Raw genomic sequence first — 20,687 nt, 5'->3', positions numbered from 1 at the left:
GTGTCATTTCTATGAGAGGATATCGGCTGGCGGGCAATAGGGATTGCCTGTGCAAGCAATGGGCAGTAACCAATGTGGATGACTAAAAATATGAAGAATGTGGTGCAAGGGTTATGGTTGTGGGCGGCGGTATTTTTATTGTTAGGCCAGCCGGTCAATGCCGCTGAAAAAAGCCTGTTTTGGCAGCTGGAATCCCCAGGTGGACAAGTAAGTTACCTGTTTGGGACCATGCACACGGATGACAATCGCGTCACTGATTTCTCCCCTGCGGTGTTGCAGGCACTGAAACAGGTGGATGCATTTATGCTGGAGGTGGCAGACGCACCGCCCGCATCTTTGTTGCAATTGCCACAAGGTAGCCTGAAACAGTATTTGTCTGAAGCCGAGCTGGATAAGGTGGCCAGCCTGGCCGATATGCATGTGATGCCGATGGATAGGGTGCTTAAAATGAAACCGTGGTTGCTGGCGGTGATATTTGATCTGCCCAAGCCACAAACACCGTTCGCGCAGGATTTTCTACTAAAAGCCAAAGCAGAGGAACTGGATAAGCAGGTACTTGGTCTGGAAAGTCCGCAGGAACATTTTGGCGTCATGGATGGCATGACGCAGGACGAGCAATTGTTGATGTTGCGGGCTGTGCTCAAACGTAGCCAGAAGCAAAAAGAGGGCGATTTTGAAAGGCTGATGAAGGCTTACCTGGCTGGGGATGCCGAGCAGGTGGCTAATATGGATGACGCCATGACGCGCGGGATCTTGCCTGCCGCCTTGTGGCAGCGCATGCGGGTAAAGTTATTGGATGAGCGCAATGTGCTAATGGCTGCACGCAGTATCGATCAGGCCAGGCAGCGCCCGGTATTTATTGCGGTTGGCGCCGCACACCTGGCGGGGCAAAGTGGATTGTTACAAGCCTTTAAACAGGCAGGATTTAAGCTGACACCGCTAAAGAAATAGGCGTGTTTTAATCGTAGGTAGCGTTAAGCGTGGTTTGAGCGGGTTTCTTGTGCAATGCGCGAAATATGGGCGACGAAATCCGCATCTTCACCGACCAGCAACCTGGGCAAGTGCTGGCGAAAGTCTTCACGCAGGCACCACTCGCGCATATAGTCTTCCCATGACATCCAGCGCCGCAAGCGTTTGCCACGCATATCAGGGTCATAGGTCAGCAAATAAGCGCGTTCAAACAGTGAAATCAGGATTTCGAATAGCACCAGTTTGCGTTCTTCCTGCTCGGCTGTCATCACTAAAGGCTCGCTATGCGAGCGCAGTTGCAGGTCAGGATGCGCCATGACCAGTTTTAAAAAGTCGGTATAGTTGTCTGCCAGTAACTGGTAGACCTCTTCGTCTTCGTTCTCACGCTCTTTGCGTTGCTCAAGCATAAAGGTCACAATCGCCAGCGGCAAGCCGACGACGGTGACGACATAACTCAGTAATTCCCAGGTGTCCTTGTCTATCATGTCAGTGTCTTTATCCGTTTACAGGATACCTTCAAAAATACGCGATGACTGCTGTTTGAATTTTTGCCAAAGCGGGCGTCGTTGCCACTGTTCCAGTTCAATTTTTTCAGCATTCTTCAAATCTTGCTGAAAACGGCGTTCAAGCATGCTGGCCGTTTCATTGCCCAAAATCACTACATCAATCTCGGCATTGATGCCCGCACTGCGATAGTCCAGATTGGAGCTGCCAATCACTGACCAGACACTATCAATAGACACCATTTTGGCATGTAATACCTGATCCTGCATCTCGTAAATCTCGACGCCATGTTTGAGCAAGTGGCTGTAATGCGAGCGTTGCACATTCATGGAGAGTGTAGAGTCACTGAAACTGGGCACCAGTAGCGATACTTTGACGCCACGGTCAGCCGCGTTGACCAGGGCCTCTTCCTGCGCGCTGGTTGGTACAAAGTAGGCAGAATTCAGGATGATGTGGTGCTCTGCATGCTGTATTGCGGCGATCAGGGTCAGATAGTACGGCGAATCAGTATTTTTGCGTTTGCTGGCAGGCGTGGTGATCACGCGTACGAACTGTCCTCCCTGTTTGGCCAGCGGTGGGAAGAAACTGCTTGTATCCAATGGCTGCGCAGCATCCCAGTGGTCGAGAAACGCTTGCTGGATATTGGCTACCACCGGGCCAGTGATCATGACATCAGTATCTCGCCAGTCCGCCTGATTGAGGTCCGGCAGTTTTTGTTTGCTAAAGAATCTGAGCGAGCCCTTGCTTTGATAGGTTTTGCTTAAATTGACGCCGCCGACGATAGCCAGCTTGCCATCAACGATCATGATTTTACGATGGTCGCGCTGATTGATTCGCGCCAGTGTGCTGGCTTGTACGGGATGAAAAACCGTGATTTTGGCGCCTGCTTTTTTCAAAATCTCAAACAGTGCAGGGGGCGTATCGCCTGAGCCAATTGCGTCGTAGATCAAGTGAACGCTGACTCCTTGTGACAGTTTTTGCAATAGCAGTGCCTGTAAGGTGATGCCGCCGAGGTCGACATCCTCAAACGTAAAGTATTCCAGATGAATATATTGTTGTGCCCCTGCCAGGGCCTGACGCATATTGCTGAAGGTGAGTTCACCATTAAACAGTAAGGTGACTTTGTTATCGGCATACAAGCTATTGCCCGCAATCGCCTGCTCCACCTGAAGGTGTGCAGCAAGTGCTGCACGAATGCTTTCGTCGGGCGACAGTTTTTTTAAGGCCTGCTCGACCTTGCCCGGTGGCAAGGCCTGTTTGGCTGTGACGACTGTAATCGGCTGTGTTTGCGTATTGATCTCAGTGAGGGCCAGCTTGGCATCGGGAATTGATGCACAACCAGACAGCCACAGGCCTAGCAGGTATAAGCAAGCGCGTGACCAGCGCTGGCAAAAATCTTTAGTAAAACGGCTGTGATAAAGACAGCAAAGGCCTGGGCGTGTGCGGATTGTTGTGGGCATGGCGTCCACCATCACCATTAGGATGATGATTTAGGAAACGTGGCTGGCGTGCTGCTGGATCACGTCCATGCACTCGTCAAATTGCAGGGATTTGTCGAAAAAGTACTCAACGCCCATGTTGTGTGCCAGGTTACGGTAATAGCTGTTGCCGTGATTGGTCAGCATGACGATATCAGGGGCTTTAAACGGATAGCCTTGCTGGCGTGTGTGGCGTACCACATCAAAACCGGTGCCTTTGGCTAGCTCAATATCCAGCACGATCATGTCGTACTGCCTGGCATTGAGCAAGTCAATGGCTTCGTCGCTGGTGGTAGCGATGTCCCTGACGTCGAGCTGGTCGCAGTCGTGCAACATCTCGACGATCACATCGCGAATCAGGGCAGAGTCTTCAACTAACAATAATCTATACATGACGGTTTAACCAGTGACTGATGTCAAATAAGGGGTTAACACAGGCTGCTTGGCGATGATATTCATGCGTACATTCAATCGTATTGGCTTAATTAAGCAAACCGTATTTGATGGCATAGTAGGTCAAGTCAGCATTCGATTTCATGGCCATTTTTTCCAGGATACGGCTGCGGTAAGTACTGACCGTTTTGATACTGATAAATAACTCATCCGCAATGGCGGTAGGCGTTTGGCCGGTTGCCAGTTTGACGAATACCTGGAATTCGCGGTCAGACAAGGTTTCGTGCAACTGCTTCTCTGAGGGATGACTGAGTTCGTTGGTCATCAGCTCAGCCAGTTCGGCCGAAATGTAACGCTTGCCTGCAGACACGGTGCGAATGGCCAGGATGATTTCATCTGAATCCGCATTTTTGGATAAATAGCCTTTGCAGCCATTACGCATTAAATTCAACGCGTATTGATCCTCTGCATAACCACTGAGCACCAGTACCGGTAAGTCTGGCGACACATGTTTGAGTTCATGCAAGGTATCCACCCCGTTTTTGTCAGGCATGGAAATATCAAGCACCATGGCATCATATTCATTTTTGCGCACCAGCTGGATCGCCTCTGCCCCTGACGAGGCTTCCCCGGTCACTTGCAGATCATTTTCCAGTTCGATCAGGTTACGCAAACCATCACGCACAATGCTGTGATCATCTACCAAAAGAATTCTTTTCATGCGGTTCTCTTAAATTCGTTAGTCAGGGTTTATGTCTCAGCTTGCAGATTTTTCGCCATCATTGTCTGGCGCAGCTGCCGGGTCTGTTTGCGCATCTGGCGCCATTTCTTTCCTAAACAAGCGCCAGTCCTGGCTGATCATGGCCAGCGAGTCAGCAAACAATGGTTTCTTATGCCAAATGGCGCGTACAGAAATAAAAGCAATAATACCGATAATTGTGGGCACCAGCATTGCCAGGCCAAGAATTAAAGAGCGGTGGGGATGTTGCCACAATAGTGAAAACAGCCACATCAAGCCGAGTAAACCGGTAAAGATGAACATGCTAAACACCACCAGCATGCCTACCATGCTGGTGGCCAGGCGTTCAGTTTCCTCCAGAAAATCCTGTTTCAATTGTTGTGCACGGTCTTCTGTGTAATCGGCGACGTGATGACGCAAATTGAAAAAACTACCTTTCAATGCGCTCACTTTGCGATTTAAAAACAAAACAGCGACAAATTTCAAGAGGTTTACCCACATAGCTTTCCTTGCTTATTCACGACGTTTGGTGCCTAACAGGTATCCTATCAGCAAACCGACACCAGCGGCTACCAGCACGGTGCCCAATGGATGTTCCTGTACAGTATCGGCGGTCTTGTCTTTGATCGAGTGGTAAGTGTCGCTCACTTCGCGTTGCACTTGCTCTTTGACACGGCCCGCTTTTGAGCTCAGGTTGGAGGCAAGGGCTGCCGCATTTTCTTCGCTGGTTAAACGGTCAATATTACTTTTCAGGGTATGAATCAGCTCTTTTGCCTTGTCCTGCGTGGTGTCCGCAGTATCATTGACGGCATCCAGCAGCTCATTGGCAGTCGATTTCACCTGCGCAGCGATTTGTTCAATGGCCTGGTCAGAGTGTTTGGCCAAGCGATCAGTCGTGTTCTCAACATTGTCTTTTGAAAAATTAAACATTTTGAAACTCCTTTTTAAATCGTGGTTTTACATACGTAGTTCAGTGTCTTACTCACATAACAAATAAACCGTTATGACTGATTGGACAGTTGATTAAACGAAAAGTGTTTTCAACATGTGGCCATCTTATCCAACTGGCATGCAATCTACCTATCGGCCAGCCACCGATATCAAAGTCAGAATTCTCTGACAGTGCATTAATTCACAAGGCAACACATCTTTACGTTGCTGTTAGTTCGCAACACCGCTATGATGCGTTTGATATATTGTGAACAATACACGCAAAAAACGTTACGCCGGATTGCCTGATTTTTCAATCTCTTCACTCAACCGCCATGCAAAAATTCAGAACCTACCTTATCGCCTTGCTTGATCGGCTGGAAAAAATCAGTGATACCTTTGGCGGTAACACGGTGGCTTTGCTCACTGTCAGTCTGATGCTGGCGGCCGCCATGCTGGTGGTGAATGACCGCTTTATTGTCACCACCCGCGAAAAAACCGACGTATTAGCCATGCTCGACCAGTTGCTGCTCGAAACCTGGAAAACCCAGTCCAACCTGGCCGTTGCCGAAAGTGCGCAGCGCGGGTATTTGCTCACGCGCTCAGAAAACTACTTTAAACCCTATGATGATGCGACCAAGCAAATGAGTCAGCATCTACGCAACATCAATAAATTGCTCAACCATACTAACCTGGTCAAACATCCGGTGATACAAACCACCATGAGCGAGCTGGTGAACAGTATTGTGAAGAAGTCTGCTGAAATGAGCGTGACCATTGATTTTGCTAAAAAACGCCAGTTTGATAAAGCATTGGCAGTAGTCAAGCTGGATTCCGGGATCAAGGAAAGCCGTAATATTGAAGTATTGTCCCGCCAGTTTGAAAAGCTGGTGCTGGATTACCGTGACGAAGTGGCCGATACGCGGGATACGACACGCAAACTGATGCGCTGGTTTGTCATGGCCTGCCCGCTGATCTTTGTATCATTGGTGGTGCTGGTGATACGCCGCTTGTTACGCGAACTGGCGGAGAAGGCTAATTTATATATACGCCTGACCGATGAGAACGCGGAGTATGAGCGTAATATCCAGCGCCTGACCACTACTGTGCAGGGCCAGGCCTTGCAGGCGCAAACCAATATTGAACATGAGCGCTATCAATTATCCCGAGAGTTACATGATGAACTGGGTTCTTTGCTTACAGCGATCAAGATGGATATTTCCTGGGCGATCAAGCATGTGAAGGATCAGTTGCCGCAGGTGACCGAGAAGCTCAAAAAGACCAATCAGTACCTGGATCGCAGTATTAATTTTAAACGCGAAATCGTACAAAACCTGCACCCGGCCATGATTAAGAGTTTTGGCCTGATTGCGTCGTTGCAGAACCTGATTGATGAAGCCAGGTCACGTAACCAGTGGCAAATGGATATTATTATGCCAGAGCAGGAAATGGCGATTAACGAGACCGTCAGCCTGATTGTTTACCGTTTGGTGCAAGAGAGTTTAAATAACTGCAGCAAATATGCCAAGGCGACCGAAGTCTCCGTGCATTTAATGCATGACGATCAGCATATCAAATTAGAGATCGTGGATAACGGTATCGGTTTTGATCCGGAAAAACTCACCAATAGCACCCATGGTATCAGCGGTATGTGTAACCGTGTGGAGTCGATTGGCGGGCATTATGAAATCACCAGCGCTCCGCAACAAGGCGCCAGCACGCGCGTACTGTTGCCATATCTCAAGAGCGATCCTTCTGCTGCCTGAGTGCAGCCCCCGCCTCACTGTAGGCCTATTCTGACATGACATTCAGTCGTTGGACGACTGACCTGACACGCGCACCTCATTAATATGGCCACACAAGACAGCAGAACTGTTTTGTGTAACGCGTGAAAAAGGAGACGCTCATGTTAATGTCAAAATACACACAAGCAACAATCTTTGGCGGCCTGTTGGCGACAACCATCACATTAAATGCTTTCGCATTCGATCTGCAGGAAGTCCAGAACGGTGAAAAACCCTACCTGGAAGAATTTAACACCTTGGACAAGAATGCCAATAACTCACTGAATTGGTCCGAGCTGCAACAGGACAAAGGAGTTAAGCAACAAGATTTCAAAGCGTTTGACCATGATAAAGATGGTAGTTTGAGCTACGAAGAATATGCAGAGCTCAAAACACAAACTGGTCAAAAAGCGATTAAAGGCGCCATGTCTGATAGCTGGATTACCACTAAAGTGAAAGCCCGCTTGCTGGAAGAGGAGTCATTGAAGTCCCTCAAAATCAGCGTGGAAACACACAAAGGTGAAGTGCTGATTAGTGGCTTTGTGTCTGAGGCTGCGCTGAAATCCAAAGCCGAGCAACTGGTGGCCAGCGTTGAAGGCGTGAAGTCTGTGAAAAACGCTATTGTGGTTAAAGGTTAATAAACACCCCCTCGCAAGCTACATATTCTCTCCCAAGTGCGTAGCTTGCTTTTTTCTTGCGGCGGGTTGTTCTTCATGTGTTGACTGATTCATCCTCTGTACAACTTGAACAACTCGCCACCTTATGCAACAGAAAGGAAACATCATGAATAAGATGAACCGATATCTGGCGATGAGTACGATGATTGCTTTATTAGTGGGTGGCAGCGCAAATGCGCTGGCTGCGGGTGTGCTGGCCAAAGCTGAGCCCATGTATAACTTTTTGCCTAGCGACACCGTGGTTGATAATGTGAAAAATACGTTGCAAACACATGGTGTAGATGTGTCGAGCATTCAGGTCGATGCCGATGCGCAAGGCGTGGTGCAGCTGAGTGGTGAGGTGGCCTCCAAGCAGGATGTGGAGACCGTGACCCAATTAGCCAAGCAGGCGGATGGTGTTTACGCGGTGTTAGGTGCATTACGTTACAGCACCGGTGAAGTCGTGCCAGCGCCCGTGCCTGCTGGTCTGGATCCAGTGATGGATGCGCCGGCGGCGGGTCCTGAAAGCGGTCGGCCCGAAAGCGAGCAGATTGACGCGCAATGAACAGAGCGGGAGGGGCAGCCCTCCCGCGCGTTAATCTCCAGTGGATTGACGCGGCAGGAGTTAGTGATGCTGGGGCATCACATGTCGACCGGATTCGTACTCAACCTGGTTGGACTGGCGGATGAACAATAGCTGATCAGTGGCAAATCCCAGTTCTTTGGCTTTGGCCATCAGGTGCTGTTTGATCGGGTAAGTGAGTTGTGGGGTGCGCGACAGTATCCATAGGTAGTCACGACCGCTACTCACCAGTGCATAGTTGTAATAGGGCTGGTCTACTTCGAGGATGTTGTAATCCCCATAAAATGGGCCGAAGAAAGACACTTTAAGGCGGCCAGTCCGGCTGCCATCTGCATTGGCGGGATCGACGAACTTGGCTTTGCCTATGGCTTCACTCCAGTCGTTTTTCTCGGGACTAAATCCACGGTTAATTACTTTGAGCGTGCCATCTGCTTCCAGGCTATAGGTGGCGGTCACCTGTTCCAGCCCTTTTTCAAATGTGTTGTCCAGCCTGGCAATTTCATACCAGGTACCCACATATTGGGTCGGGTCAAAACGGCGCACAATGGCCTGTTCAGCTTGCGGTGGCAAAGGCGCTGAGCAAGCGATTAAGGTGAGTGCAAGCAGCGGTGAACAGAGTAGTGATAAACGGGTAGCTAACATGATGTGAGTGTGTAGATGAAGGATATAAAGCCCGTCATGACTGACAAGACAGTTTAAAATAACATAAATTCAATCAAGGCAACATTCAAGCAAGTAGTTAATTCAAATAAGGGAAGATGATGAAGTTTTTAAAGATGTGCAAGGTATGGGGTGTGTTGGCATTGTTATCGACGACTGCGATGGCAGATAATCTGGAAACCGGTCTCGGTGGCGGTGTCGGCGCAGCTGCAGGCACTGCGGTTGGTAGCGTACTCGGTGGCAGTACGGGTGAAGTCATTGGCGGTGCCGTAGGCGGTGGCCTGGGTGGGGCAGCGACAACTGGCCGCGCTGGTCGTACAGGGGCCATTCTGGGCGGTGCCGCTGGCGGCGCAACGGGTGCCATGGTTGGCCGTAAAGTCAGCGGCACCACGACTGGCGCCGTGGTCGGTGCAGGAGTTGGTGGTGCCGGTGGTGCGGTGGTCGGTAAGGTGATTGATGAACCTGATCCATACCAGAGAAGTTACCGTGGTAAAAAAGGCAAAAAACATGGCCACCATCATGGCCGCGGTCATCATCATGATTAAACCCCTGTCATCCCGCGTGAAGCGTTAATCCTAGAGTCACTGCCATGAGAATCTGGATATTATCAGTCGGCCTGTTATGCATGAGTCATGTCGTGCAGGCACAAAGTTGCAACAATCAAGCCGTCGGCGCCAGTGGTGTCGGTGGTTTGGCTGGTTCGGCCATTGGCGCAGTGATGCTGGGCCCCGCCGGGGAAGTATTAGGCGGGGCGGTGGGCGGTGCCGTTGGCAGCGTGGTCGCCAATGGCGGCAAGACTCAACCTCATACCATGCTGGGTGGCGCGGTGGGCGGTGCTGGCGGTGCGATTCTTGGGCGTGGATTAGGTGGCGGCCGTTTATTGGCCGTGCTTGGTGCAGGGTTGGGTAGTGCAGGCGGCGCCTGTGTGGCACAACAGGCCGGGACCGGTAAAACTCACCATGCAGCCAGCGCAAAGAAACGTTCGGCCAATAACGCAACAGCCAAAGCGCAAAAGTTGCTGGGCAGTTAATTCACCATCGCCTGCGACCAGCTTGCTTGATCGCAGGTTATTTTCCCATCAGCGCAGCACTGGCTTTTTTCAGTTGGTACATCATGGTGTCCCCTTCAAGCAGCAGTTGATCCACGGATTTTGGTTGCTGGGGATCAAACTCGACGATGCCTTGTGAGAATGATATTTTATAAGGTTGTCGCAGTTGCTGCCGGATCATGTCTAAATGATGGCATAGCCTTTGCGTCACAATATGTGCTTCTTGTTCACGGGTGCAGGCGAGCAAGATCACAAATTCATCGCCACCCAGTCGCGCAAAAATATCCGAGCTGCGGCCCATTTGTTTCAGTGCTTTGCCAAACGTTTGCAAGGCACGATCGCCTTCATCATGGCCATAGGTGTCGTTGATGATCTTAAAGTCATTCAGGTCTAAAAACACCAGTGAGGCATGCAATTGGTGACGGCTGAAATAATTGAGGTATTTTTCCGTCAGCATGATAAAGCCGCGTCGATTACTGAGGTCGGTCAGTTCATCCATGGTCGCCAGTTCAATCGCCGCCAGTTCGCTCTCTACCATGGTTGCCAGGTCATCGAGGTCTTCTATATCACGGGCTGGAAACTCCCGTGGTTGCGAGTCAATCAGGCATAAGGTGCCGACTTTAAACCCATGGGTGGTGCGTATTGGCCTGCCAGCATAAAAGCGAATATGTGGTGCAGCCGTCACCAACGGATTATCGAGAAACCTGGGGTCTTTGGAGGCATCATTGATGACGAAGGTGTCATTACCCAAAATCGCATGACCACAAAAGGAGATGTCGCGTGAGGTTTCTGAGACTTGCAGCCCCATGCAGGACTTGAACCATTGGCGATTGGTATCGACCAGGCTGACCAGCGCAATCGGCACATTAAACATGCGCGTCGCAATTCTGGTTAACCGGTCAAAACGTTCTTCTGCCTGCGTATCAAGGATGGCGAGCGCGCGTAATACATGCAAGCGCTCTATTTCATTGGCAGGAATAGCTGGTATTTGCAAAGCACTCGATCCTTTGACAGGGATGTTGTAACGATCATACCGCGTTTTTTATGATTTATACAAAAAAATACAACTGTTTTTCCAGGTGAGTTTTTGACAGGCAGAAGGCTGCGCTTATGCTTGTGTGGTCGCGAGTTTTAAACCAATAATGCCCGCCATAATCAAGCCCAGGCTAATGATACGCAAGGCAGATACCGGCTCGTTAAACAGCCAGATACCGCCAATCACCGTCCCCACAGCACCGATGCCCACCCAGACGGCATAAGCCGTGCCGACTGGCAACGATTTGACGCAGAGGCCCAGTAACCAGACACTGATAATCATGGCGAGAATGGTCCAGAATGAAGGCCAGAAGCGGGTAAAGCCATCCGTATATTTCAATCCTATGGCCCAGGCCGTTTCAAACAAGCCAGCAATAACCAGGGTTAGCCACGTCATAAAGTTTCCTTTTTAAGTGATGCGATTCAAGGCTGCCGCGTAAATCAAGACTGGACAGCGATTAAGTCCTCGGCGGACAGCCAGCGCCACTGGCCAGCCGCCAATGTTTCAGGCAATACCAGTTGACCGATTTTGATGCGTTTCAATGCCTCGACACGATTACCAATCGCGGCAATCATGCGTTTGACTTGGTGGTATTTTCCCTCCGCCAGGGTCATGTGTAGCACCGTTGCAGAAATGCTGGTCACCGCCAGTGCTGCAATGGTTTCTTCCTCATCAATCAGTTTGACACCAGCCAGCAAATGCTCAAGGTCGGCGGCACTCAAGGCGTGCTTGCAAGTGACTTCATACACTTTAGGCACGTGGTGCTTGGGAGAGCTGACTTTATGGATAAACTGCCCATCATCCGACAGCAGAATCAAACCGGTGGTGTCTTCATCCAGGCGGCCTATGCATTGAATCCCACGTTCTACCAGTGGCTCAGGCAGCAGCGTGTAAATGGTTGGGTGGAACTGGGTTTTGTGCGTGCATTCATAATGCGCAGGTTTATGCATCAGCAGGTAGCTATGTTCGCGATACTGCCAGGCCTCGCCATTAACGGTGAAATGCAGGTCGCCATCCAGAGCAAATTTGGCGTCCGGGTCATCGCACAGTTCACCGTTGACGGTGACTTCTTCGTTGATGATTAAAATGCGGCACATCTTGCGCGTGCCAAAGCCCTGACGGTGCAGGATACGTTCTAGATCTAATGTTTTTGCCATGATGGGATTATACGTGAATTGGAAGTGGGCTTTGGTGTGACTGGGTTTCTTATGTGCTAGAAGGTCATTCTTACGTGGGGTGACTACTTGTAGGGATTTTTTTGCTCGCGATTGTATTGGATTGGAAGGTTTCTTTTCGCCTTTTTGGCGAGTTACTTTTCTTTGCTTGCCCAAAGCTAAGACTATTCTATGATCGATCTATTTCGCCTTTCCGGCGACCATTCTTTCTTATGCTTGTCCATAAGAAAGAAGGCAAAGAACAAGACACCCCAACTTCCGCTTGATTCCTGTGCTACTCGGCTTGCCGGGCGTCCATCGAAACTCGCCCTGACAAGCCACACAGAACGTGGCTTGTTGCGGAACTCGGACAGCCGATGGCCGAAGACTCCCGCCAACCCTGCGTTGCTCGGCGCGGCAGATGGGGACCCCGAAAACCTACGAGTGCCATCGTTTAGCAGGTTTAACAAAAGAATCCGGTTTTTAAACCGTCCAAACTAAATCCATGCAAGTTAGATGAGATAAATCCCATCCCATCACGCTGAGTAGCGGAAACAAAATAAGAGTAGAGGGAGCGACTGTCTGAGCTCCGCGGCAGCTTGCGTAGTGTGCAAGCTGCTAGGGCGAGTTTCGTGACCGCTTATTTTGTTGAGCAACGCAAGGGAGCCGAAGGCCGTGATGGCTGGGTGCCCTCTTTTTGGTTACTTTTTTGGGGCAAGCAAAAAAAGTAACTCGCCAATAAGGCGAAAAGAACTTTGGCGGTGTGCAAGTGGTGAATGGCTAAAGAATAACCTTTCTTCCCAATCCCAAAATCAGCCACCCAAGCAATTCACGTATAATCCCCACCATGGCCTTCAAACACATCACCTCCCGCGATAATCCCGTTTTCAAACAGCTACGCAAACTGCTCGATCAGTCTCGTGAGCGCAGGAAAACAGCGTCAACGCTGCTCGAGGGCGTGCATTTAATTGAGGCATATTGCCAGACCTATGGTGAGCCGCGCTTGCTGATTATCCCGGAAGGCCATAGTACGGTGGAAGCGACTGGTTTGATTCAGCAGTTGTCTGATGTGGATACCATGCTGCTGCCGACCTTGATGTTTGCCGAGCTGGCGCCGGTGGCGTCTAGCAGTGGGGTGATGGCGCTGGTGGATATTCCTGAACCCGCGCTGCCTGAAAAGGTTGATTTTGCCTTGTTGATTGAAGATATTCAGGATCCCGGTAATTTGGGCAGTATATTACGCACCGCAGCTGCGGCCGGGGTGCAGGTGGCTTACCTGAGCAAAGGCTGTACGGATGCCTGGTCGCCTAAGGCTTTACGCGGCGGGCAGGGTGCACAGTTTGTGTTGCCGGTGGTGGAAGGCGTGGATGCTGTTGAGGTGGTGCACAGTTTTGATGGCCACACGCTGGCGCTGACCATGCAGGGTGAGAGTCTGTATGAGCAAGCCTTGCGTGAGCGGGTGTTGTTTGCGGTGGGTAATGAAGGCGCGGGGATTTCTGCCGCCTTGCAATCTGCCGTCAGTACCTGCATCACCATTCCGATGGCGCATCAGGGAACATTGGCGCTGGAATCACTGAATGCCGCAGCCGCGACTGCGGTGGCGCTGTTTGAGTGTCAGCGCCAACGCTTGCTCGCTGGGTAATGGTTTAAATGGTATTAGTGCGTGACCTCGTGGTCATCATCTTCGTCAAATAGGGCCAGCGCTTCCTGCTCGTCGACCACGTAGTGCTTGTTGCAGAAGTCACATTGAATCTGCACGCTGCCTTGTTCTTCAATGATACTGCGTACTTCGGCCATGCCCAGCATTTGCAGCATATTGGTGACGCTGGTTTGTGAGCAACTACAAAATGCTTGCACTTCACGGCCGCTGAACAAGCGCACATCTTCTTCTGCAAACAGGCGCTGCAGCAGAGTGACCGTGTCCAGGTCTAATAACTCCTGTTCGGTGACCGTGCCTGCCAGGTGCTGCACACGGTTCCAGCAATCGAGGTCACTTTCTTGTTGCTGCGGCAATTTTTGCAGTAGCAGGCCTGAGGCGCGCTCGCCATCTGACGCCAACCATAAACGGGTATCGATTTGCTGTGAGCGCAACATGTAGTTCTCCAGCATGCTGGCGATGTTGTCACCTTCTAGCGGCACAATGCCTTGATAGGGCTCGCCTTCTTCTGGCATCAGCGTAATCACTAATTGCCCTTGTTTGAGCCAGGCGGTCAAGTTGTCGCCATGCAGTTCGGCGCCGACTTTGGCCGTGGCACGGATATTCAGCCTTGAGGTACATTCCACCACCAGTAATTGCAGCGCGCCCTGGCTTTGCAATTGCAAAATCAGTTTGCCCTGCATTTTGAGCGTCGCAGTGAGCAGCACGCTGGCGGCGGTGAATTCGCCTATGGCTTTTTTCAGGGCGGGCGGTAATGACTGATGCTCAAGCGCAGTCGACAGGCTTTGGTCAAGCTGCACACAGTTGCCACGCACGGCAGACTGCTCAAAAATAAACGGGTGTAATTGGTCTTGGTTACGATCTTGGTTCATACCGACATTTTACCATTTGCAGGCAAAACTGATTGTTAAGCGCTGGTAATTTTTGGCAACTGCCAGTGCGTTATCGCCCATTGCCATAGATTTGCCAGCGATAGCGATTGTGCATTTTTCGGCAAGGCTTGTTGCAGAAAAGTGAGTGCGGCGACCAGTGTGTCCACGAGATTGTCTTCAGGTAATGCCGTGGCCAATGTCTGTTTACTCAATTTTTGTCCGTCGGCATTTAATACCAATGGAAGATGGGCGTAGATTGGCGTGGGGTAGCCGAGTAATTGTTGCAGGTAAATTTGCCGCGTTGTGGAATTGAGTAAATCAGCACCACGTACGATATGCGTCACGCCTTGCAAGGCGTCATCTATCACCACCGCCAATTGATAGCTAAACAGTCCATCAGCGCGCTTAACGACAAAATCACCAATGTCACTCGCCATATGGTGTTGCTGGTGGCCCTGAATGAGGTCCTGAAAGCTGATGGTCTGGGCGTCCGTTTTAATGCGCCAGGCAGCGGCTGCACCTGGTTTGGTTGGATGCTGCAAACAAGTGCCGGGATAAATGGCTCCTTCTATGCCGAGCAGCGTGCTGGAATCAGTAATCTCTTTGCGTGAGCAGGTGCAGGGATAGGCCAGGCTGCGCTGGCGCAGTTGCTGCAATGCCGTTTGGTAATATTCATTGCGTTGGCTTTGATAAACAATCTCGCCATCCCACACAAAGCCGTAGTGTTGCAGGGTATGAATAATCGCTTCACTGGCACCCGCCACGTGCCTGGTTTGATCAACGTCCTCTATGCGCAACAGCCATTGCCCGCCACGACTTTTAGCATCGCAATAGCTGGCAACCGCGGCCACCAGTGAACCAAAGTGCAGTGGCCCGGTAGGCGAGGGAGCAAAGCGGCCAACCACCATGTTGATTACTGTGCAGCGTAGGGCGGAATATGCCAGGCCACCAGCTGTGCGCCGCGCAGTTGCAAATGGCAGGCCATGCGTTCTATGCCCTGGCTGGAGACGTCAAAAGTATAAGTGCGCTGCAATTGCATGCGGCCATTGCCATCCCGGGCAAAGCCCACGCGCGAGCAGGCAACGGTTTCGTCTAAAAACTGCAAATGGCAACGTTCTGCCAGTTGGCGTCCAATCTTTAAAGCCGCCTCGCGTTTGGCGACAGAGTCCATCCAAAACCATGCACCTGCAATTAAAATGGCCAATAAAGCCCATTCAGCCATTGTTGTTCTCCCGTAAAGCGATCATATGTTTCAGTGTATGATGTTTCAAGTTCATATTCCTATATCAGTGCAACCTGTCATGAGTTCAAGTCGCGAAGCAGACGCTATTCAAGCCTATTATAATTTATTGCATGGCAAGGGGGCGGATGCCGCCATTATGGCGCAACGCGATGCCTTGCTGGCTGAGTTAAGTCCTTTGCTGGCAGATCAGGAGTGTACCAGCACGGCCTATCGCCAGGCGGTTGATGATTGCCTGAACGATAAACCGGCACAACGCTGGCCTGAGTTGCTCACTATTATCCGCGAGTTCTACCCATTCTGGCGCGGGGATGTGAAAGCCGTGATGCAATATGCAGAGTCGGTTGGCTTTGAGTTGCATCCTATCGGCTGGCAGCCGGCCGTGATTGATTTACAGTCCGTCTGGCCAGCGTTGCAGTCTGAAAAGTTTGAGACTTCAGAGTTGTGGGCGCTCAATGGCTATGTCAAAGCGCTCAAGTCCATGGAGCACAAGCAGGAAATGGATATTGAACTGCGCACGCGGATGGCGAAACTGATGTTGTTACGCCTGCGAGAAGCTCCCTTGTCTGAAAAGAATGCCTTTCGTATCACTGCTGATGCAACCTTGCCGTTGTTTAACCTCAAAAATACCCGTCACCTGTTTTTAAATGCTGTGCGCGAGTTTTATTATTTTTGGGCGGCACATCCTGATGCGGTTGAAATGCTCAAACAGTTGCAGCCACCAGAAATTATGTAAAATTGCACCAAAAATGTGCAATGCACTTTTGTTGGTTCTGTTTTGGTGCAATTTCGCGTAGTCCTCAAAGTAAGTGCCTTTAAAATCAATCACATAAAAATGGTCTGATATTTGCTTTAGCCATGCGCATTAAATTGGTGCGCATTTTAATAGTGCGTATTCAATATAAGGCGTGCCATCAGGCAAAACGCCAACTTTCACCACTATTAGTCGGAGAGCGAAATGGAAGCATTAGTGTCAGCGAATGACGTCTTGTTTGTATTGCTTGGAGCCATTATGGTGCTGGCAATGCATGCCGGATTTGCCTTTTTGGAGGTCGGCACTGTACGTCAAAAAAACCAGGTCAATGCCCTGGTCAAAATCATGGTGGATTTTTGTGTGTCTACCATCGCCTATTTTTTCATTGGTTACAGCATTGCCTATGGCATCAATTTTTTCAGCGGCGCCGATGTATTGGCCGCGAAAAGTGGCTATGACCTGGTTAAATTCTTTTTCCTGTTAACCTTTGCCGCGGCTATCCCGGCGATTGTCTCTGGCGGCATTGCCGAACGCGCCAAATTCAATCCGCAAATGGCCGCCACCTTTCTCATCGTCGGTTTTGTCTACCCGTTTTTTGAGGGCATCGCCTGGAATAACCACTTCGGCTTTCAAGACTGGTTAAAAGCTAATTTTGGCGCAGGCTTTCATGACTTTGCCGGTTCAGTCGTGGTGCATGCCATGGGCGGCTGGATTGCACTGGCGGCGGTTATCCTGCTCGGTGCGCGTAATGGGCGCTATACCAAAGACGGCCGCTTGCATGCTTACCCACCATCAAACATCCCTTTTCTCGCTTTAGGTGCTTGGATACTTACGGTTGGCTGGTTTGGTTTTAACGTCATGTCTGCGCAGTCCATACAAAACATCTCAGGTCTGGTGGCCGTCAATTCGCTGATGGCCCTGGTTGGCGGCACGCTGGCCGCCCTGGTGCTAGGTAAAAATGACCCCGGTTTCGTACATAACGGACCTCTGGCGGGGTTGGTGGCCGTGTGTGCTGGCTCTGACGTGATGCATCCGCTAGGCGCATTAGTCACCGGCGCCGTTGCCGGCACATTGTTTGTGTGGGCATTTACCATGACTCAAAACCGCCTGAAGATTGATGATGTACTGGGTGTCTGGCCGCTGCACGGCCTATGCGGCGCCTGGGGCGGTTTGGCGGCCGGTATTTTTGGCTGTTCTGCTTTAGGCGGCATGGGCGGTGTCAGCTTTATCAGTCAACTTATCGGCACACTCACAGGCGTCGTCATTGCACTGGTCGGCGGTGCCATTGTGTATGGCCTGATCAAAAAAACGGTAGGTATTCGACTGGATGCCGAGTCGGAATTTGACGGCGCAGATTTGAGTATTCATAAGATTCCTTCAGTGTCTGGGGATTGATCAGTCACACATCATTGTGCTGCCTGATTCTCTGTGCGCCTGAACCAACAAAAAGGCCTGCCACTTTTGATGACAGGCCTTTTGTTTGCAGCGTCTTGGGGCTGCGAGTGATATTTGTGATACCAATCACAACCTACTGCAAAACGATGTACATTCACGCGTTTGGCTACAAACGATCAGAGTAGTAGCGCCAGCGAGAGAAATTTCAATATTGCACTTAACGCACCAGACCCTTGCTTTTTGGCTGGTTGCGCATCGACGATGACCACTTCATCTGCTGGTGCAGCGGGCTGGCTGCTTTGATATGCCAGACCGTATAAATATTTACCTTTCTGCTGCAAGGTGGCTGGTGGCGGTTGGTTGGCGGCAGACGCTTGTGCGATGACCTGCGGCTCATTTTTACCGGCGGCCACCGACATTTCTAATAACGCCAGGTTATTTTGGGCTTTGAGGTACTGACCATCCACAGCGATTGCGTCATGCAGGGCCTTTTCTGCATGGGCATAATCCTGTTTCTGCATATAGGCAAAGCCGAGGTTGTTATAATTTTTGGCGCTGGGCTCAACGCTGACCAGTTGTTCCAGCGCTGCAATCGCTTCGTCGGTGCGATTGTGGCGCATGAGCAAGGCACTCAGGTGTTGCAGGCTGGCAATATGTTGCGGCTCCAGGTGCAACGCTTTTTGATAGGCGACCACCGCCATCTCGGTATTGTTGAGTCGTTCGTAATTCAAGCCTATCTGGTCGTAGTCAGCGGCTGAGCTGGCAGAGACCAGTTCGATATTTGTCGTGGGCTTGATTTGGAACGAGGCCTGTTTTTCATCACGGATCTGGTGGGTGCATCCCAGTGCCAGCAGTGAAGAGAAAATCACTATATAGGTTAAATGCATAGCAGCTTCCTCCTTACATGCTAGGGGCCAAGATGGATCGCGCTGAATATTTCCATGATTGCGGGACCCGCCAGAATAAAAAGCAAGGTTGGCAGCATAAAGAAAGCTACAGGGAACAGTAACTTTACTGGAATCTTTGCCGCTCTTTCTTCTGCGCGTTGCTTTCTTTTTAAGCGCAACTCTTCAGAGCTGACCTTGAGTGACTCACTGACACTGGTGCCATAACGCTCGGCCTGAATAATCATGGAGGCAAAACTGTTGATATCTTCAATGCCGACGCGCAGGACAAAGTGCCTGAGTGCGCGCTCTCGGCTTTTACCGGAGCGTACTTCTAGCAAAATCAGCTCCATTTCATCGTGCAGGATGTTTGATTTGATTTTGATTTCATGTGATACGCGAGTGAGTGCCTGATCAAAACTGAGGCCTGCATCCATACAGATCACCAGTAAGTCCAGCGCATCTGGAAACGCGCCTAGAATCTCTTCTTTGCGCTGGCTGATGACAAAATCCAGGTATATTTTTGGCAGCACCAAGCCCATGGCCGCGCCTGAAAACAGGATGACGGCCAGGCTGAGTGAGTTGTCACGTGACAGTTGCTCTTTAAACAGCAGGTAAAACAAGAGTGGGATGGCAAAAGTCAGTATGGTCTTGATGCCGAAGAACAAACTTGGCGCATATTCGCCGCGCCAGCCGGCCTGCAAGAACTGCACTTTGAGCGGCGAAGTTTCCCAACCATCTTTAGGCAAGGTGAGTTTGGCAAACGGCTCGACCAGTTTGACCACTTTAAAGGCGAACTCCTCATCCGCGTCTGATTTGAGTTGCGCGCTTTGTTGCGTGGTTTGTAGCGACTTTAACCTTCGCGCATATTTGTCATGCGAGAACAGCGAAAACATAAACATTGCCAGGGCAAAAACTGCAACGAAGACACAGATGTAAACAATGATTTCGTTCATGATAGACCGCCAATCACACTTTGATTTGAATAATCTTGCGCATACATAAGCCTGCAAATATCATCAAGACAAAACCGATTTTCAATAATGTCAGTCCCACTTCTGTGCCGAATAAGAGCTTGGCGTAATAAGGCGTAATAGCACTCATTAACGGCACAATCATCACCGGCATCAGCCACATGACCCAGGCCGAGGTCCTGCCTTCGGCACTGAGTGTGTCGATGTCACGCATTAACTGGAATCGGTCACGGATAATCTTGCTCATAGAGGTCAATACATGGGCAAGGTTGCCGCCTGATTCGCGCTGAATCAGAATGGCAATCACAAAAAACTTGAGGTCGGTAATGGGTACGCGCCGACTGAGGTTTAACATCGCCTCGCTTAGTGGCACACCAAGATTGGTTTCCTCAAGGGATATGCGGAATTCTCCGGCCAGTGGTTCGGCGAACTCGTCACTGACAATCTTGAAGGCGCTTTGGAAGGAGTGGCCCGCTTTCAGCGAGCGCGCCATGGAGTCGATGGCATCCGGCAATTGTTGCTCAACCTGTTTGAGTCGTTTGCTGCGCTCTATGTAGATATGCATTAAAGGTAGCAAGCTCGCCCCGGCACCCAATAGTGTGCACCACATCCAGTTAACGCCAAGCAGCAGGCCGATTAAAAAGCCTGACACAAAGAACAGGAAAATATAACGAGTAAACTGCTCGACTGACCATAGCTTGCCGGATTGCATCAACAGGATATCCAGCTCCCGGATATCAAAGAACCAGCCTATCATTTTGATCAGTTGGCTTTGGCTGTCTTGAATGCGGCTACGCAAGATGCTGATTTCATGGCGGTAAACATTGTCGCTGGCGACGCCTTTGAGGCGGCTGGCAAGCTTTCTGGCTTCTGCGCTATGTTTTTCTTTCCATACCAGCAGAATCGCTTCAAAAAATAGAAAACAGGCGAAGAAGCCAAGCACTGCAAATAACATAAGTTGTGTATTGATTTTCATA

At 50.4% G+C, this 20,687-nt stretch carries 25 protein-coding genes; 9 read left to right on the top strand and 16 right to left on the bottom strand.

Annotation, left to right across the window (positions count from 1 at the left end; all coding sequences use genetic code 11):
• The first annotated feature begins 72 nt into the window (after positions 1-72).
• The gene (locus MET42_RS0110725) at positions 73-951 is read left to right on the top strand and encodes a TraB/GumN family protein (RefSeq protein WP_019882975.1); all 879 of its coding nucleotides are present in this window, start codon (positions 73-75) and stop codon (positions 949-951) included.
• A gap of 23 nt (positions 952-974) precedes the next feature.
• Here MET42_RS0110725 and MET42_RS0110720 read toward each other — a convergent pair whose 3' ends face one another.
• The 6 genes from MET42_RS0110720 to MET42_RS0110695 all read right to left on the bottom strand — a co-directional run bounded on the left by MET42_RS0110720 (position 975) and on the right by MET42_RS0110695 (position 5,013).
• Positions 975-1,454 carry a hypothetical protein gene (locus MET42_RS0110720; protein ID WP_019882974.1) on the bottom strand — a complete coding sequence of 160 codons (480 nt, stop codon included), beginning with the start codon at positions 1,452-1,454 and terminating at the stop codon, positions 975-977.
• 18 nt (positions 1,455-1,472) lie between these two features.
• Entirely contained in the window at positions 1,473-2,933 is a 1,461-nt protein-coding gene (locus MET42_RS0110715; protein WP_232411492.1) for a phosphatidylserine/phosphatidylglycerophosphate/cardiolipin synthase family protein, read from the bottom strand.
• Positions 2,934-2,963: 30 nt separating this feature from the next.
• Positions 2,964-3,344 carry a response regulator gene (locus tag MET42_RS0110710; RefSeq protein WP_019882972.1) on the bottom strand — a complete coding sequence of 127 codons (381 nt, stop codon included), beginning with the start codon at positions 3,342-3,344 and terminating at the stop codon, positions 2,964-2,966.
• Positions 3,345-3,432: 88 nt separating this feature from the next.
• Positions 3,433-4,065: a response regulator transcription factor gene (locus MET42_RS0110705; protein WP_019882971.1), complete on the bottom strand. Its 633-nt coding sequence runs from the start codon at positions 4,063-4,065 to the stop codon at positions 3,433-3,435.
• A 36-nt stretch (positions 4,066-4,101) separates the two neighbouring features.
• Complete coding sequence (locus tag MET42_RS0110700; protein ID WP_232411489.1) at positions 4,102-4,503, bottom strand: phage holin family protein; 402 nt, start codon at positions 4,501-4,503, stop codon at positions 4,102-4,104.
• 93 nt (positions 4,504-4,596) lie between these two features.
• On the bottom strand, positions 4,597-5,013 hold the full coding sequence (locus tag MET42_RS0110695; RefSeq protein ID WP_019882969.1) for a YqjD family protein: 417 nt from the start codon (positions 5,011-5,013) through the stop codon (positions 4,597-4,599).
• 335 nt (positions 5,014-5,348) lie between these two features.
• Here MET42_RS0110695 and MET42_RS0110690 point away from each other — a divergent pair, with 335 nt between their 5' ends.
• The 3 genes from MET42_RS0110690 (at position 5,349) to MET42_RS0110680 (ending at position 8,018) form a co-directional block, all read left to right on the top strand.
• Entirely contained in the window at positions 5,349-6,779 is a 1,431-nt protein-coding gene (locus MET42_RS0110690) for a CHASE3 domain-containing protein (protein WP_019882968.1), read from the top strand.
• A gap of 140 nt (positions 6,780-6,919) precedes the next feature.
• On the top strand, positions 6,920-7,435 hold the full coding sequence (locus MET42_RS0110685) for a BON domain-containing protein (protein ID WP_019882966.1): 516 nt from the start codon (positions 6,920-6,922) through the stop codon (positions 7,433-7,435).
• Between the two features lie 145 nt (positions 7,436-7,580).
• Positions 7,581-8,018, top strand: coding sequence for a BON domain-containing protein (locus MET42_RS0110680; protein ID WP_019882964.1), 438 nt, complete (start codon positions 7,581-7,583; stop codon positions 8,016-8,018).
• Positions 8,019-8,078: 60 nt separating this feature from the next.
• Here MET42_RS0110680 and MET42_RS0110675 read toward each other — a convergent pair whose 3' ends face one another.
• Complete coding sequence (locus MET42_RS0110675) at positions 8,079-8,678, bottom strand: lipocalin family protein (RefSeq protein ID WP_369751509.1); 600 nt, start codon at positions 8,676-8,678, stop codon at positions 8,079-8,081.
• Between the two features lie 119 nt (positions 8,679-8,797).
• On the opposite strand from MET42_RS0110675, the gene MET42_RS0110670 reads away from it, so the two are divergent.
• Both MET42_RS0110670 and MET42_RS0110665 read left to right on the top strand, forming a co-directional pair.
• On the top strand, positions 8,798-9,241 hold the full coding sequence (locus tag MET42_RS0110670) for a glycine zipper domain-containing protein (protein WP_019882960.1): 444 nt from the start codon (positions 8,798-8,800) through the stop codon (positions 9,239-9,241).
• Positions 9,242-9,285: 44 nt separating this feature from the next.
• Positions 9,286-9,726, top strand: coding sequence for a bacteriocin (locus MET42_RS0110665; protein WP_232411486.1), 441 nt, complete (start codon positions 9,286-9,288; stop codon positions 9,724-9,726).
• A 37-nt stretch (positions 9,727-9,763) separates the two neighbouring features.
• On the opposite strand, the gene MET42_RS0110660 is transcribed toward MET42_RS0110665, so the two are convergent.
• The 3 genes from MET42_RS0110660 to MET42_RS0110650 form a co-directional block, all read right to left on the bottom strand.
• Positions 9,764-10,738, bottom strand: a complete 975-nt coding sequence (locus MET42_RS0110660) for a diguanylate cyclase (RefSeq protein WP_019882957.1) — start codon at positions 10,736-10,738, stop codon at positions 9,764-9,766.
• Between the two features lie 114 nt (positions 10,739-10,852).
• Positions 10,853-11,176 carry a quaternary ammonium compound efflux SMR transporter SugE gene (gene sugE, locus MET42_RS0110655; protein ID WP_019882955.1) on the bottom strand — a complete coding sequence of 108 codons (324 nt, stop codon included), beginning with the start codon at positions 11,174-11,176 and terminating at the stop codon, positions 10,853-10,855.
• A 44-nt stretch (positions 11,177-11,220) separates the two neighbouring features.
• Positions 11,221-11,937 carry a pseudouridine synthase gene (locus tag MET42_RS0110650; protein WP_019882954.1) on the bottom strand — a complete coding sequence of 239 codons (717 nt, stop codon included), beginning with the start codon at positions 11,935-11,937 and terminating at the stop codon, positions 11,221-11,223.
• An 844-nt stretch (positions 11,938-12,781) separates the two neighbouring features.
• On the opposite strand from MET42_RS0110650, the gene MET42_RS0110645 reads away from it, so the two are divergent.
• Complete coding sequence (locus MET42_RS0110645; protein WP_019882952.1) at positions 12,782-13,576, top strand: RNA methyltransferase; 795 nt, start codon at positions 12,782-12,784, stop codon at positions 13,574-13,576.
• A gap of 14 nt (positions 13,577-13,590) precedes the next feature.
• Here MET42_RS0110645 and hslO read toward each other — a convergent pair whose 3' ends face one another.
• From hslO to MET42_RS0110630, 3 genes are read right to left on the bottom strand one after another with little or no spacing between them, the layout of a single operon-like run.
• A complete protein-coding gene (gene hslO / locus MET42_RS0110640) occupies positions 13,591-14,463 on the bottom strand; it encodes an Hsp33 family molecular chaperone HslO (protein WP_019882951.1) in 873 nt (290 codons plus the stop codon).
• 35 nt (positions 14,464-14,498) lie between these two features.
• Positions 14,499-15,371, bottom strand: coding sequence for a tRNA glutamyl-Q(34) synthetase GluQRS (gene gluQRS, locus MET42_RS0110635; protein WP_019882950.1), 873 nt, complete (start codon positions 15,369-15,371; stop codon positions 14,499-14,501).
• A gap of 5 nt (positions 15,372-15,376) precedes the next feature.
• Positions 15,377-15,685, bottom strand: a complete 309-nt coding sequence (locus MET42_RS0110630) for a DUF3301 domain-containing protein (protein WP_019882949.1) — start codon at positions 15,683-15,685, stop codon at positions 15,377-15,379.
• Positions 15,686-15,764: 79 nt separating this feature from the next.
• On the opposite strand from MET42_RS0110630, the gene MET42_RS0110625 reads away from it, so the two are divergent.
• Positions 15,765-16,439 carry a hypothetical protein gene (locus MET42_RS0110625; protein ID WP_024929274.1) on the top strand — a complete coding sequence of 225 codons (675 nt, stop codon included), beginning with the start codon at positions 15,765-15,767 and terminating at the stop codon, positions 16,437-16,439.
• 222 nt (positions 16,440-16,661) lie between these two features.
• Positions 16,662-17,852 (top strand): ammonium transporter, encoded by a 1,191-nt coding sequence (locus MET42_RS0110620; protein ID WP_019882946.1) that lies wholly within the window; start codon positions 16,662-16,664, stop codon positions 17,850-17,852.
• A 176-nt stretch (positions 17,853-18,028) separates the two neighbouring features.
• Here the strand turns inward: MET42_RS0110620 and MET42_RS0110615 are convergent, their stop codons facing one another.
• Genes MET42_RS0110615 through MET42_RS0110605 form a run of 3 tightly spaced genes read right to left on the bottom strand, consistent with a single transcriptional unit; the run spans position 18,029 to position 20,686 of the window.
• Positions 18,029-18,739, bottom strand: coding sequence for a tetratricopeptide repeat protein (locus MET42_RS0110615; protein WP_019882944.1), 711 nt, complete (start codon positions 18,737-18,739; stop codon positions 18,029-18,031).
• 20 nt (positions 18,740-18,759) lie between these two features.
• Complete coding sequence (locus tag MET42_RS0110610) at positions 18,760-19,692, bottom strand: type II secretion system F family protein (protein ID WP_019882943.1); 933 nt, start codon at positions 19,690-19,692, stop codon at positions 18,760-18,762.
• A 13-nt stretch (positions 19,693-19,705) separates the two neighbouring features.
• Positions 19,706-20,686: a type II secretion system F family protein gene (locus tag MET42_RS0110605; protein WP_232411484.1), complete on the bottom strand. Its 981-nt coding sequence runs from the start codon at positions 20,684-20,686 to the stop codon at positions 19,706-19,708.
• Between the last annotated feature and the right edge of the window lies 1 nt (position 20,687).

The sequence above is a fragment of the Methylophilus sp. 42 genome (assembly GCF_000384155.1).
Taxonomy (GTDB): Bacteria; Pseudomonadota; Gammaproteobacteria; order Burkholderiales; family Methylophilaceae; genus Methylophilus.
This window is presented reverse-complemented; position numbering and strand designations above follow the sequence as displayed.